Source organism: Cohaesibacter gelatinilyticus, from assembly GCF_900215605.1.
In the GTDB taxonomy this organism is placed as follows: domain Bacteria; phylum Pseudomonadota; class Alphaproteobacteria; order Rhizobiales; family Cohaesibacteraceae; genus Cohaesibacter; species Cohaesibacter gelatinilyticus.
The window spans coordinates 109734-122567 of the sequence record NZ_OBEL01000008.1; the positions used below are offsets into that span (position 1 = coordinate 109734).

Below are 12834 nucleotides of genomic sequence, written 5' to 3' on the forward strand. Positions count from 1 at the left end.
GATCCTTGGTCCTGATTTACGAACTTAGCCCTTGTCTTGTGCCGAGCTCAGTTTGGTCGTTTGTCTGACGCTCTTGGCAGATTTGGATGTCTGCTGATCTACAAGTTCACCGTCATCATCATCCTGACCGTTTACGTCCAATTGTTCAACCTTTTCCAGACCATAGCGTTCCAGCTTGCCGCGCAAGCCGACACGAGAGAGGCCCAACTCCTTGGCGGCTTTGGATTTGTTCCAGCGATGGCGGATCATGGTTTCATGCAGAACCCGCGCTTCCAGCTGTTCAATCCGGTCTTTCAGCGAGCCATTGAATTCGGACAGGATGGCCATTTCATCCTTGTCCTCTTCTGGTGCTGCATGCACCACGCGAGGAGATAGCAATTCCGAGCCAAGAAGGGCGTTATCTGGTGCCATCACCAGCATGCGCTGGATCTCGTTCTGCATTTCTCGTACGTTGCCCGGCCATTGATAGCGGCGCATGCAATCGACCGCTTCCGGCGTGAAACCCTTGGCGTCCTTGCCAAGCTCTTTCACGGCTTGCCTCAGCAAATGATCAGCCAGGGCCGGAACGTCGCCAGCACGTTCACGCAGTGGCGGCATGGTCACCACAATGCCAGCCATTCGAAAATAAAGGTCCTTTCGGAAGCGCTCCATGCGCACTTCCTCATCCATATCGCGGTTGGTGGCAGCGATCACGCGCACATCCACCTTGCGGGTCTTGTTCGAGCCAACGGGGCGAATTTCGCCTTCCTGCAAGACGCGCAGCAATTTCACCTGAAAACTCGGTGTGACTTCGCCGATTTCATCAAGGAAGATGGTACCACCATCGGCCCGTTCAAACAGACCGATATGATCTTCCACCGCACCGGTAAAGGCTCCACGCTTATGGCCAAACAGCTCGCTTTCCAGCAATTCGTCAGACAGCGCGCCGCAATTCTCGACCACGAACGGTTTGTTCCAGCGCAGGGAATTATAATGCAGCGATCGGGCGGCCAATTCCTTGCCGGTGCCAGACTCGCCCATGATCAGGACGGGCAGATCAAAGGCCGCTATCTGACGCAAGGTCTGGCAAACCCCATTCATCGGGCTTTGCTTGGCGCGAATGATACCGTCTTCATCATTATAGCGGTCTTTGAGGCGTGCCCGGCGGCTCTCAATGGTGCTTTCCGCTGTCTTGTCCAACATCCGCAGCTCAATGGCCAACAACTCATTCTGGCGCTGAAGCTCGAACATTTTCGATGCATTTTTAAGCACTTGCATCAATTCGTCCGGCCGCCAAGGCTTGGTGATATATTGATAGATCCCGGCTTCATTCAGCCCGGTAATGATATCACCTGCGTCGGTATAGCCGGAAATGATGATCCGGATCACCTCTGGCCAGCGCTCTCGAACACGGGTCAGGAATTGCACGCCGGTCTCTTCCGGCATGCGCTGATCACAAAGGATGATCTGCACCCATTCCTGTTCCAGAATCTTTTCAGCTTCAGCGGCACTGGTGGCGGTGCGCACATCGAAATCAGCAAAGAGATTGCGCTCCAGCGATTCCAGAGAGCGGACTTCATCGTCAACAATCAAAATGGTTGGAAGACTTTCACTCATCAGGTTCCATATCCCTTATGTGTTGAACGATGGGCCGCACCAGATTGATAGCGCTTGTCCCGATGGCGCGCCAGAGTGATTGGCGTGCGCGATTTGGCTATGTTATGGACAAAATTATAGCGAGCAACATGATAAGAGGGGTCAAAGCCAAAGAAATTGCCCCGCATACGCGTCAATTCTTCCTCACGATAGGTGCTGAGCGGCTTGATCGCTTCATCTTCGCGGCGCTGTTTGATCTTCTTGTCAATCAGATTGGACCAAACATTCGCCTCACAAAGCTGCATGACCTGCTCATCCACTTCGCTGGCAAAAAACGCGCGATTGTTACTGAGCACCTTGTCAGCCAATCCAAGCATCGCAGCTTCATCCGCGCCCATGGGCAGACGTTGCTCGGCTATACGATTGGCATTCTCTTCGCCAGCATAGCGAGGCAGCAGATAGGTCCAAAATTCAGAACCATAGAGATTGCCCATATCCTTGTAATGAGGATTGAGGATCACGCCATCACGCAACCAGACCTGATCACAGGCACGCGCCAAAAACACTCCACCAGCCCCGGCATTGCCATGCATGACTGCAACGGTCAGATGACTTTCGGTGCGAATGATGGCCTCGGCCAGATCATCAATGGCATTGATGTTCCGCCAGCTCTCATTCGCAGCATCATTTGATGCCTCGATCACATTGAGATGCATGCCATTGGACCAGAAATCCGGCCCGCCATGCAGTACAATCACCTTGCTGTCCTGTTGGGCAGCCTCCCGATAAGCTGCCAACAGATCTTCGCATTCGCTGGTCGACATGGCACCATTGTAAAACGGGAAATGCAGATGGGTGACATCTCCGATCCGATGCGAACAAATCGTCGGATAACCGCCAACTTCGCTCAGCTCTTTGTCCAAATCCGCTTCCAGCACCAGTGCAGCTGGCAGTTTGAAGCCATGCTCACCGTGGGGATCGCGCATATGCCCAATCCAAAGCGCTCCATCCTTGGTCTTGCGGCAAAGTGCAAAACCGCTTTTGGCAATCACAGCCCCTGGTGCTGCATTCAATATCAGAAGCGCCTCATCTGAAACACGATGAGCATCATAGAGATAAAGCGAGCGACCAAAGAATCCATCTTGCGCACCGGGCACACCATCAGCTGAGCGGATCTTGCGCAGAATTGTTTCGCTGTCATCCTTTTTCCAATCGATCACCCGGTCTTTATGGCGAATGGCCGGCTGAAGGTTGCCAGTCACATCCTCGTCTTGTTTTGATAAACGGCGAGGGGAAGCCTCACCTGCCTCAATCCGCTTCAAAGCATCTTTGACGCTGGCAACCGCAATATCGCTGATCTCACTACGATAGAGGCTGGATTTTGGGCGCTCTGCCATGGCAAAGGAACGGCTTTCCCAAACAGGACCACCATCCATTTCCTCCTCAGCCTGCAAAAGTGTTGCACCCCAATGGCTCTCGCCTTTCAGGATGGCCCAATCGAGGGCGGAGGGCCCTTTGTCCCCCAACGGTCCGGGATGCAGGATCAGGCAGCGGGTGTTTTCCCAGATATCGCGCGGAATGGCGCGTTTTAGATAAGGAGCCAGAACCAGATCAGGTTGAAACAGCTTGATGGCCTCGCGTGTATTGTCATCATGGATATCAAATTCGATGCTCACCTCATGGCCAAGCGCTTCCAGCTCCACAAACAAACGCTGGGAGAGCGCATTGAAACCATGAATGAACAACAGAATTCTCATAATCCTGATCCAGTTCCCTTAAGATAGAGCTTGCAGGCCTTCCAGCACGGCCGGGCCGGTTTCCATCATCACCGCTACGCCAATGTAAATGGCAAGACAGGCAGACGCAGCTTGAATGGCAACAAAAAAGCGGCCCACCAGCTTTTCGCTGCGCCCCTTGCTGCCCAAATTGAGCGGCCAGGAAATGGCGTAGGTTAGCAAGCCCATGCCAGCAACCGATCCAAGGCCAAAAACAAGCACATACAGCATTGCAGCCATGGCATCTTGTGTGGCAGCGGCGACAATCACCAAAAGAGCGGCGGAGCCTGCAAGACCATGCACCAAGCCGATGCTATAAGCTTTCAGCGAAAAGCCGCTTTTATGCTCGTGGGTATGGGCTGAGGGAGCCGAATGATCCTTGGATCCTTCATGCGCATGGCTGTGGGCATGAAGATGAGCCTTGCCATCACCATGATCATGCACATGGAAATGTACCTTTGAGCGCCGAAGCTTCATTGCTACCTGAATACCAAGACCCACCAGCATGATGCCAACGAAGAATTCCAGGCTGGACGCCAGAAAGTCACTGAGCACAAAACCAAAGACAATCACGACAGCGCTGAGCAGGAAGAGCGTGGTGGTATGGCCCAAGCCCCAGGAAGCGCCAAGAAAAGCCAATCTTTTGGAGCTTGGCTTGCCAGAGGTCGCCATGGCACCGACCGCCGCCAGATGGTCAGCTTCCAATGCGTGGCTCATACCAATCAAAAATCCCAGAAGCAGAAACGAAATCATCTTCCAACCTTGTCTTAAATCCAGGCACCTTAGGCTCAGGGCCTAGTCACCCGAATCTAAAGTTCGTCACATTGAGCCGTGAGCACCGAACGAACTTTAGATTCAAAAGGGTGACTAGCAAATATATGTTTCTAGTGTGGTTTTCGGAATTGAAATAGGCAAACGAACTTGCAGATAAATGATACCTATTTCAATTCCACCACACTAGCAAATGCGCGGCAATTGCTCACCGGCCAGCCAATCAACGATGCGCTGTCCGCCAAAGACGGTTTCCATGGTCACAAAGCTATGCTCATCTTCGACCACTTCGCCGATGATGGCAGCATCCTGCCCCTTTGGATGAGCGCGCATCACATTCAGCAGCTTTTCTGCCTGATCAGCAGGGCAAATGGCAATCAATTTGCCCTCATTGGCCACATAAAGCGGATCCAGTCCCAGCAATTCACATGCTGCATGCACTTCTGGTCGCACCGGAATGGCTTCTTCTTGCAGTCGCATACCGGTAGAGGATTGCTGCGCCAGCTCATTCAGGGTCGAGGCCACACCACCGCGCGTCGGGTCACGCATACAGCGAATTTCCGGAACTTCGCGCACCATATCGGCCACCAAGTCATGCAAAGGCTGGCTATCAGAAGCTATGCTCGTCTCAAATTCGAGATTTTCACGGCTCGACATGATGGCCACGCCATGATCGCCGATATAGCCGCTGACCAAAATCTTGTCGCCCGGTTGAACCTGATCACCTGACAATATCAGTCCATCGGGCACAATCCCAATGCCGGTGGTTGAGATGAAAACCCCATCGCCTTTGCCTTTTTCAACGACCTTGGTATCGCCAGTGACAATCGGAGTTCCGGTCTCCTCGGCTGCTTTCGCCATTGACGCAACAATCTTGTCGAGATCCGCCAATGGGAAACCTTCTTCCAAAATAAAGGAAGCCGAAAGATAGAGCGGCTTTGCGCCAGACATCACCACGTCATTGACTGTGCCATGAACGCTGAGCGATCCGATATCACCACCGGGAAAGAAGAGAGGCGAGACCACATGACCATCGGTGCTCATCACCATGCGGCCAGCAGGTACCGAGAAAGCTGCCTGATCATTGCCTTGCGCCAATAATTCATTGTCCAGATGACTGGCAAACAGCTCTTCAATCAATTGCGCCATGGCCCGTCCGCCAGAGCCATGGGTCATGTCCACGCGACCCTTTTTGATATTCAGCCGCATGGGAAAGCGTTTCGAGCCGGGTTTTCTTTGCAACATGGCTTTTCCTTTATGCGACCTGGTTTTGTGCCAACCGGAACCGGCCATAGCTCCAATAGGCGGCGCAGGAGCCCTCTGATGAAACCATGCAGGAGCCTTGCGGATTGTCCGGCGTACAGACCGTTCCGAACAATTTGCAATCCGTTGGTTTCTTGGCACCACGCAGAATGGCCGGGCATTCGCACGCTTTCACATCCTGCCCCTTGGATTTTGTAAGATCAAAGCGGCGCTCGGCATCAAAGGCGGCATAGCATTCACGAATTTGCAGAGCGCTGTAGGGCACATCACCAAGACCGCGCCATTCGAAGCTACGACGCAGCTCGAACACTTCCTGCACGAGAGACTGCGCCTTGAGATTGCCCTCTGGCGTTACCACCCGGCTATATTCATTTTCCACCTCGAAGCGGCCTTCATTGACCTGACGGATCAGCATCAAGGTGGCTTGCATCACATCCAGGGGCTCAAAGCCCGCAATCACCACAGGCTTTTGAAATTCTTGCGCAAAATAGTCATAGGGCTGACTGCCGATGATGGAGGAAACATGAGAGGGCCCAAGGAAGCCATCAATGGAAACAGCGCCGAAATCACGCAAATCCGGGGCCTGCAGAATATGCTGAATGGCAGCTGGGGTCAGGACATGATTGCAAAAGACCGAGAAATTCTCCAAGCCCAAGGCCTGTGCCTGCTTGATAGCAACAGCGGAAGGCGGGGTGGTGGTCTCGAACCCAATGGCGAAAAACACCACCTGACGATCAGGATTGTCCTGCGCAATCTTCAAGGCATCCTGCGTGGAATAAACCATACGGATATCAGCGCCGTCAGCCTTGGCCTTGATCAGACTGCGCTTCTTGCTGGCCGGCACGCGCATCATGTCGCCATAGCTGCAGATGATCGCATCATGGCGCTCGGCCAGTTCAATGGCAGCATCAATGCGCGGGATCGGCAAGACGCAAACCGGACAGCCGGGACCATGGACGAATTGCACATTGTCCGGCATCAGATCCTGAACGCCATAGCGAAAAATTGCGTGCGTATGTCCACCGCAGAACTCCATGACATGATAGGAGCGGTTGGGGTCAACCGTGCGGGCAATTTCGGTTGCCAGTTTCTTGGCACCGTCCTTGGAGCGGAATTCGTCGACATATTTCATTGTGCGGCCTCCTCATCAGCGGATACCAATCCGGCCTCATTCATCAGCTCCAGCGTCTTTTGCGCCTCGCTGGGGCTGATGGTATTGAGCGCATAGCCCACATGGACCAGCACGAAATCGCCAACTTTCACCCCATCGACAAGCGCGAGGGAAATCTGCTTCTTGACCCCTTCCAGCGACACGGTGCCCATATCGCTTGCCTCATCAATGGCAATCAATTCTGCGGGTAATGCCAAACACATGATTTTGGTCCTTTTCTGCCTGACTGGTCCTTCAGGCGGGGTCAAACTTTAAGTATGGTCGATAAGCGCGATCTGGCGGCTAGCACGGATCCATTGATACCATTGCTCCATGCCTTCACCGCTTGTCGCCGAGACCTTCAGCACCTTGATCTTCGGGTTCACCTTGCGCGCATTTTCAATGCAGGCATCAACATCAAAGGTGAGATAAGGCAGCAAATCGATCTTGTTCAGAAGCATCACATCCGCAGCATGAAACATGTCGGGATATTTCAGCGGCTTGTCTTCCCCTTCGGTCACTGAGAGGATCGCCACTTTGTGCGCTTCGCCAAGATCAAAACCTGCCGGGCATACAAGATTGCCGACATTCTCGATGAAGAGAAGGCTCTTGTCTTCCGGTTCCAGACTCTCGAGCGCATGACCGACCATATGGCCATCCAGATGACAACCCTTACCGGTATTCACCTGAATTGCAGAGACACCCGTCGCGCGAATCCGCTCGGCATCATTGGCCGTCTGCTGATCGCCTTCAATCACGGAAATGGGCAGCTCATCCTTCAAATCCTCGATGGACTTGGTCAGCAAAGTGGTTTTGCCCGAGCCGGGACTGGAGACGAGATTGAGCGAGAAGATGCCTTTCTTCTGCATCAAAGACCGATTGGCATGCGCATAGCCATCATTCTTGGCCATGATATCGGTCTCGATCTGGATCATCCGACTTTGTGAGAGGCCCGGCGCATGGGCATGGGCTGGTCCCTTGCCATAATGATGGGTCTCTCCGCCCTGTTCATCATGGCTATGATGATGGTGGCCATGGTCGTGATCATGACTGTGATCATGTGCATGACCATGAGAGGCATGATGAGGATCCTTGCCTTCAATGCTCACTTCACCATGGGCACATCCGCAGACGGTACACATCACTCCACCTCCATATCTTTGATCCGCAATTCATCGCCGCCGGTAATCTCCACCTGATAGGAGCCGCAATCGGGGCAGGGTTCGTAGCGCGCAGCAACACTGACCTGTTTGGCGCAAGGCATGCACCAGCCATTCACCGGCAACTCAATCACTTCGAGCTTGGACTCATGCGCGATCGAGTTTTTTGTCACCACGTCATATGAAAAAGTCAACGCTTCCAGTTCCACACCAGCCAGCGGTCCGATTTCCAGGCGAACACGTTTGACGCGGGCAAATTGTTGCGCTTTCGCCTGATCTTCAATCACCTGCAAAATGCCTTCACATATGGACATTTCATGCATAGCTAGCTCCTTTCCCCAATCCCGTCGCATCCAAAAGATCGAACGCAATGCATGGATCAATGGCCAGCATAATCTGTCGGGCCTGCTCTTCAAGCCCTGGCCCCGGTGTGAGGCGGGACAGGCTTTGTGCCGCCGCACCATTGGGATGAAAATTCCACTCAGTCGGCGCAAGGATGGACCAATGCCGGATCAATCCATCCTGCAAATCGATGGCATGAACCAGTCGACCGCGTGCTGTCTCAACCACACCAACACCAGCGCCATTTTTTTGCAGCAATATCGGCGCCGCATTATAACCATCCAGTGCCTTGAGTTGATCACGCAATTGCGCCATGACGCTCAGCAAATCAAGAATTCTCGCTGTCTGGCGCGCCAGAAGATTGGCTTTGCCAGCAGGCATCAAAGCTCTGATCAGGGGATGTTGCCTTTGTCGTTGCAAGGACCCGGTTTCATGTGGCGCATCCTGCCAATCCGGCTGATCACAAAAGGCGCTGCCTTTGTTCCTTTGCAAAAGCTGCTGCCAGTCTTGCTTGGACAGATCAGGCAGAAAGGCGGGTTCAATTGCGGCTATGTCCTGATGGTCCGAGCGGATACTCTGATTGATCATGCGCGCAATGATGCCGTTGTCATCGCCACACCAAACGACCAGATCCAGCGAAGTTTTCAGATCTTTCCAGCCTTTCAAAGCATGGCCAAAGAAGAGAGCATCCAGCAACTCAGTGATCCGGTCCAGCTTGGCAACAAGGAGGGCTGCTTCCAGCTTTTCCTTGGGCTGACTATCAAACTGCGCATAAGCCAAGAGCTTGAGAGAGATCGCTTCAAAGGCCTGCACCAGCACAGGCATCTGATCGCGTGGTGCTTTTGTGCCGATCTGTTTGGTCCAGTGCAGGGCGATATGCAAAACATGTTCACGCAGCATTTCATTGAGACACAAAGCCTCATGAATTGCCGACGACCTGCTGTCATCCAAGGACTGACAGGCCTGAATGGCCGCATAGCTATGAGCCATACCGCAAATGGAATAGAGCCGCGGAATCATCGGCAATGCTTCCATCGGAGTTTTGCCGATGAAAATTTGCGCCAAATCGCTTTTTCGCGTCGAGACGATATCAACGCGCAAGTTATTCTTGTCTTCCTCATTCGGGGACAGACGGATGGAGAGCTGGTCTTCGCGGATCATGGCCGCACCTCTTGGCTCTCTTTGGAAGAAGGGCGCAATCCGCGTAGCACCTCTCGACGGCTAAGGCTGGCTGGAGCCGGTTCCCGCGTATCTGGTTGAACAATCTCTTCTGTTTCCGGCTCGGGCAATTCACCCTTCCAAATGGCCTGCATATCCTGTTCGGCCTGACTTTGCTCTGTTGGTTCTTCCGGCACCCGCAAAACTTCTTCCAACACCGCTTTTGCGGTTTGGCAGGCTGTCTCCTGATCAGCAAACTGGAACACAGGGGAGAAGAGAGAGCAGGTCAAAAAGGCACCTAGCTCCTCTTCTCGGCCCACCACGAATTCAAAATGGCCAGCGGGAAGGCGATGGCTCTGCTTTTCACCAAAGCTTTGTCCATCCAATTGACTGGGTCGCAAGGGCAGCAGCATCAAATTCATGAACCAGGGCGTCAGCAGCACGCCCACACGATAAGTGCTCAGCTCACCGCCTGCATCGGGTGTCTCAAATCCAAAGGCTGCAACAGACAGAGCATCATTGAGGATGGGCACATCTTTCATGCGCTCCTGTTCGATTGTCTCGAACAGAGCTTCAATTCGGGCGCATATATTGGCTCCGCTCGATAGCTCATCCTTATGCTCTGGTTGCTGTGTCATCAGGCCTGATCCACCACCATGAAATCTTCACGTGCACCATCGCAATTGGGACAAGCCCAATGCTCAGGCAACTGAGAGAAGGGGGTCCCTGCCGGAATTTGCCAGACATCATCCCCATGTTTGGGATCATAAACATGCCAGCAGATCTTGCATTCCAGCACACTATCATCGCTCAATTTTGAGAGATCACCGCCAAAGGAGCCGCCGGAAAAAGACATATTGAGGCCGGGTTGCTGCTCGCTCATTGCGTCTCTCCGCCATCACGATAGATAACAAGGATCTCTTCCAGACGCTCGGCGCTGTCTTCAATATCTTCCTGCGCGGCGCAAACAACGTCCGGCACATCGATCACCTCAATGGAATTGAGGATGATGGCGTCCTGGCTGTTATAATATTGCACCCACCAGATATTCTTCGTGCCGGTAGAGGAAACACGACAATTGCCATAGCCACGGGACAGGATCACCACCTTGCCCTTGCCGAGTTTATTGTCGAGATAGGCCAGATCTTCCTCGGTCTGCGGCAACAGGGTGAGATTGATGCTATGCACCACATCGCCTGACTTATAATTGCCTTGCTTGTCTTGAAGTTCAGAGATCAGTGACGGCGCGTTGAAGATTCCCGGTGGCAATTGTGCATCCACATCACCAACACTTGTCTGTGCTTCTGCAAAAACAGCCTGCTCCACGCAAGCGGGATAATCGGCAACCTCGATCTCGTCACGGATCAGGGCGCCATTGTCATCGTGGGTCAACACCCGCCAGACACCAGCCAGCACAGATTCTTGTGCCTGAATATTGGAGCCGCAGACGATGGATACCTCGCCTTCACCAAGGATCTGATTGATCAGGCCAAGATCAGTGGAGGTCAATTCGGAAATATCAACTTTACCCTTTGCACCGCCCACTTTATAGGCGTTCAAAGCAACCAACAGCTCTTCGAGCTTGGCTTTGCCAGCAATCATGCCGGTCGTGTCTTCTGGCTCCGGTGCGATTGGCGGATCAAAAGTCGCCATTTCGCGCGGCATTTCCATATAGTCCAGCTCCATACCGTCTTCATCGACCGGTTGCGAGCCGGGGCCGACACCAAAGCCAGAAGAAAGAGCTGCCGAGCTGTTGCCCAAACCAACACCCAAACCGGAACCAAGGCCTTGTGAGCCAAAAGCGGGGGGGATCAAATCCTTAGACATTGTCTGCTCCTTCTTCGATCAGGCGATCTGTCATGCTTTTTTCTGGTTTTGGTGCAACGGCCGTGCCGTTTGTCGCGCCAGTCTCAATCTTGGCTGGCGTCTCGAAGCCACGAATTTTGAAAGCGGGCGGCTCACTTGGCTCCTTGGCCAGGATGGCATTGATCTCGGTGATATAGTCGGACCAATCCAGCACACGGGAGAGGGAGCCGAGATAGCCACCATCGCGCAAGAACACAAAGGACGGGAAGGAACTGAAGCGATAGCGGCGCTGCACATCACGCTCAAAACCACGCTCCACCACAGCCGGGGTCAGCAATCCATTGGATGCTTTCACCAGTTCGGGCAAGATCACGGCAGCATCATTGACTTCCATCAGCCGCTCATGGTCGCCACAGATCATCAGGATCACGTCGCCATTCTCGGCCAGAAAGTCAGCCATATTGTCTTCGTTCAATATGGCGATCTGTTCTCGCTCGATGATGCTGGTCGTTAAGGGAGAAAAGTCCATTTTGCTGGTCCTAAGCTGGAATCATTTGTCTGATTGGGCGGGTGCAACATTGGTCAGATCGGCAAAGAGATGATCCAGATTGCCATCGCCAATCATGGCCAATTGCACCGCCTTCAAGGCATCGCGGATTTTCAGGGCGTCTTCTTCGGCTATCACTTCACGAGCGGCATCAATGAAAACAAGCAGCCAGTCATCCTGTTTCACTTCGCCCACCAGCATGGTGTCGATGATGCGCTCGGCACCGCGATCATCGCAAACCGCATAACCGAAGCCGACTTCCCGCACCTTCATTGGGATTCCCATGCACATTACAGGCGGTCCCCCGGTGTAACGGATAGGGTATGAGCACCTTTGACCGCATCCTGCATCTCGCCATCAAAGTCTTCCGGTGCAGACCAGCGATCATCGGCGATGATCCGACTGTCACCTACACGACAGGCCTCTGCTTCATCCGGGCGTTCGTCTTCATAACGGCTGGTGAGCATCACATTGCAAGCCAGCGTGACATCTTCGGGGAGTTTCTCGACGCGCTTCTTGGCTGTGATCTGATGACTGGCAAGATAGTCAAGCACGACCTCAATGGATGGTTCGATCTGGGCTTTGACCTCATCACGCAAGGATCCGCCGAAATCTTCAATCTCAACCGGCTGCACGCCAACCAGCAGCAAATGCTCCGGCCTGTCGTCCATCATATCGGCCATGGCCAACACTTCCTGAAAACCGGTCTGGTGGAGAGAGATTTTCTTGGCGCCAAGGAATTGCGGCACCTCATCACCCTCTACGCGCTTCAGGGTTCCGCCAGGCAGACCATAATCAACCGCATCAAAGACTATCAGAATATCTGCGTCGCGCACATGCTGCACCAAATAGATGCCCTGCGTGCCACCATCCAACAGCGTAACATTGTCCTCAAATTCATACAGACGGTTCAACTCATCAACGGCACGAACGCCAAAACCTTCATCGGCCCAGAGCAGATTGCCAATCCCCAAAATCAAGACGCTTTTGCTGGTCATGTTGCAGGTCCTCCAATCCCCGGTCATGGGATGGCAGGCATTGAAGGGCATTTTGACGCAGTTGGCAATAGATAAATGGAAGGAAATTTATCATTTTTATAGAAAAATGTATTTTTTCTATCCATTTTTGAAATTCAGACGGTAAGAATCCTGCCATCTGGGCGGAAAGTGGCTAGCCAGCCCTGATTGCCTGAGGTCCTGCAGCTCTACTACAAGCATAGAAAAAGGGCGCCTGGAGCGCCCTTTATGCCGACCGGACATGTCCCCGCAGATCCGATCAGCAATGCTG

General features: G+C 53.2%; 15 protein-coding genes. All 15 read right to left on the reverse strand.

Going from position 1 to position 12834, the window contains the following annotated elements:
• Window positions 1-24: 24 nt before the first annotated feature.
• The 15 genes from CRO57_RS22715 to CRO57_RS22785 all read right to left on the reverse strand — a co-directional run bounded on the left by CRO57_RS22715 (window position 25) and on the right by CRO57_RS22785 (window position 12545).
• Window positions 25-1596: a sigma-54-dependent transcriptional regulator gene (locus CRO57_RS22715; RefSeq protein ID WP_097155819.1), complete on the reverse strand. Its 1572-nt coding sequence runs from the start codon at window positions 1594-1596 to the stop codon at window positions 25-27.
• Window positions 1596-3332 carry a hydrogenase maturation protein gene (locus CRO57_RS22720; protein WP_097155820.1) on the reverse strand — a complete coding sequence of 579 codons (1737 nt, stop codon included), beginning with the start codon at window positions 3330-3332 and terminating at the stop codon, window positions 1596-1598. The genes CRO57_RS22715 and CRO57_RS22720 overlap by 1 nt, the downstream gene beginning before the upstream one ends.
• An 18-nt stretch (window positions 3333-3350) precedes the next feature.
• A complete protein-coding gene (locus CRO57_RS22725) occupies window positions 3351-4103 on the reverse strand; it encodes a sulfite exporter TauE/SafE family protein (RefSeq protein ID WP_097155821.1) in 753 nt (250 codons plus the stop codon).
• Between the two features lie 204 nt (window positions 4104-4307).
• On the reverse strand, window positions 4308-5366 hold the full coding sequence (gene hypE, locus CRO57_RS22730; RefSeq protein ID WP_244580187.1) for a hydrogenase expression/formation protein HypE: 1059 nt from the start codon (window positions 5364-5366) through the stop codon (window positions 4308-4310).
• A gap of 10 nt (window positions 5367-5376) precedes the next feature.
• Window positions 5377-6516: a hydrogenase formation protein HypD gene (gene hypD, locus CRO57_RS22735; RefSeq protein WP_097155822.1), complete on the reverse strand. Its 1140-nt coding sequence runs from the start codon at window positions 6514-6516 to the stop codon at window positions 5377-5379.
• Window positions 6513-6758 carry a HypC/HybG/HupF family hydrogenase formation chaperone gene (locus CRO57_RS22740; RefSeq protein ID WP_097155823.1) on the reverse strand — a complete coding sequence of 82 codons (246 nt, stop codon included), beginning with the start codon at window positions 6756-6758 and terminating at the stop codon, window positions 6513-6515. Before CRO57_RS22740 ends, hypD begins: the two co-directional genes overlap by 4 nt.
• Window positions 6759-6806: 48 nt before the next feature.
• Window positions 6807-7676 carry a hydrogenase nickel incorporation protein HypB gene (gene hypB / locus CRO57_RS22745; RefSeq protein ID WP_097155824.1) on the reverse strand — a complete coding sequence of 290 codons (870 nt, stop codon included), beginning with the start codon at window positions 7674-7676 and terminating at the stop codon, window positions 6807-6809.
• On the reverse strand, window positions 7676-8017 hold the full coding sequence (gene hypA, locus CRO57_RS22750) for a hydrogenase maturation nickel metallochaperone HypA (protein WP_097155825.1): 342 nt from the start codon (window positions 8015-8017) through the stop codon (window positions 7676-7678). Before hypA ends, hypB begins: the two co-directional genes overlap by 1 nt.
• Window positions 8010-9197, reverse strand: coding sequence for a nickel-dependent hydrogenase large subunit (locus tag CRO57_RS22755; RefSeq protein ID WP_097155826.1), 1188 nt, complete (start codon window positions 9195-9197; stop codon window positions 8010-8012). The genes hypA and CRO57_RS22755 overlap by 8 nt, the downstream gene beginning before the upstream one ends.
• Window positions 9194-9832 carry a [NiFe]-hydrogenase assembly chaperone HybE gene (gene hybE / locus CRO57_RS22760; protein WP_097155827.1) on the reverse strand — a complete coding sequence of 213 codons (639 nt, stop codon included), beginning with the start codon at window positions 9830-9832 and terminating at the stop codon, window positions 9194-9196. The genes CRO57_RS22755 and hybE overlap by 4 nt, the downstream gene beginning before the upstream one ends.
• A complete protein-coding gene (locus CRO57_RS22765) occupies window positions 9832-10077 on the reverse strand; it encodes a rubredoxin (protein ID WP_244580188.1) in 246 nt (81 codons plus the stop codon). Before CRO57_RS22765 ends, hybE begins: the two co-directional genes overlap by 1 nt.
• A complete protein-coding gene (locus tag CRO57_RS22770; protein WP_097155828.1) occupies window positions 10074-11021 on the reverse strand; it encodes a hydrogenase expression/formation protein in 948 nt (315 codons plus the stop codon). Before CRO57_RS22770 ends, CRO57_RS22765 begins: the two co-directional genes overlap by 4 nt.
• The gene (locus CRO57_RS22775; RefSeq protein WP_097155829.1) at window positions 11014-11529 is read right to left on the reverse strand and encodes a thioredoxin domain-containing protein; all 516 of its coding nucleotides are present in this window, start codon (window positions 11527-11529) and stop codon (window positions 11014-11016) included. The genes CRO57_RS22770 and CRO57_RS22775 overlap by 8 nt, the downstream gene beginning before the upstream one ends.
• Window positions 11530-11550: 21 nt before the next feature.
• Window positions 11551-11838, reverse strand: a complete 288-nt coding sequence (locus tag CRO57_RS22780; protein WP_097155830.1) for a HypC/HybG/HupF family hydrogenase formation chaperone — start codon at window positions 11836-11838, stop codon at window positions 11551-11553.
• Window positions 11838-12545, reverse strand: a complete 708-nt coding sequence (locus CRO57_RS22785; RefSeq protein ID WP_097155831.1) for a HyaD/HybD family hydrogenase maturation endopeptidase — start codon at window positions 12543-12545, stop codon at window positions 11838-11840. The genes CRO57_RS22780 and CRO57_RS22785 overlap by 1 nt, the downstream gene beginning before the upstream one ends.
• Between the last annotated feature and the right edge of the window lie 289 nt (window positions 12546-12834).

Coding starts and splice junctions, on each gene's coding strand:
- CRO57_RS22715 (WP_097155819.1), bottom strand. CDS start 1,596: ATGAGTGAAAGTCTTCCAACCATTTTGATTGTTGACGATGAAGTCCGC.
- CRO57_RS22720 (WP_097155820.1), bottom strand. CDS start 3,332: ATGAGAATTCTGTTGTTCATTCATGGTTTCAATGCGCTCTCCCAGCGT.
- CRO57_RS22725 (WP_097155821.1), bottom strand. CDS start 4,103: ATGATTTCGTTTCTGCTTCTGGGATTTTTGATTGGTATGAGCCACGCA.
- hypE (WP_244580187.1), bottom strand. CDS start 5,366: ATGTTGCAAAGAAAACCCGGCTCGAAACGCTTTCCCATGCGGCTGAAT.
- hypD (WP_097155822.1), bottom strand. CDS start 6,516: ATGAAATATGTCGACGAATTCCGCTCCAAGGACGGTGCCAAGAAACTG.
- CRO57_RS22740 (WP_097155823.1), bottom strand. CDS start 6,758: ATGTGTTTGGCATTACCCGCAGAATTGATTGCCATTGATGAGGCAAGC.
- hypB (WP_097155824.1), bottom strand. CDS start 7,676: ATGTGTACCGTCTGCGGATGTGCCCATGGTGAAGTGAGCATTGAAGGC.
- hypA (WP_097155825.1), bottom strand. CDS start 8,017: ATGCATGAAATGTCCATATGTGAAGGCATTTTGCAGGTGATTGAAGAT.
- CRO57_RS22755 (WP_097155826.1), bottom strand. CDS start 9,197: ATGATCCGCGAAGACCAGCTCTCCATCCGTCTGTCCCCGAATGAGGAA.
- hybE (WP_097155827.1), bottom strand. CDS start 9,832: ATGACACAGCAACCAGAGCATAAGGATGAGCTATCGAGCGGAGCCAAT.
- CRO57_RS22765 (WP_244580188.1), bottom strand. CDS start 10,077: ATGAGCGAGCAGCAACCCGGCCTCAATATGTCTTTTTCCGGCGGCTCC.
- CRO57_RS22770 (WP_097155828.1), bottom strand. CDS start 11,021: ATGTCTAAGGATTTGATCCCCCCCGCTTTTGGCTCACAAGGCCTTGGT.
- CRO57_RS22775 (WP_097155829.1), bottom strand. CDS start 11,529: ATGGACTTTTCTCCCTTAACGACCAGCATCATCGAGCGAGAACAGATC.
- CRO57_RS22780 (WP_097155830.1), bottom strand. CDS start 11,838: ATGTGCATGGGAATCCCAATGAAGGTGCGGGAAGTCGGCTTCGGTTAT.
- CRO57_RS22785 (WP_097155831.1), bottom strand. CDS start 12,545: ATGACCAGCAAAAGCGTCTTGATTTTGGGGATTGGCAATCTGCTCTGG.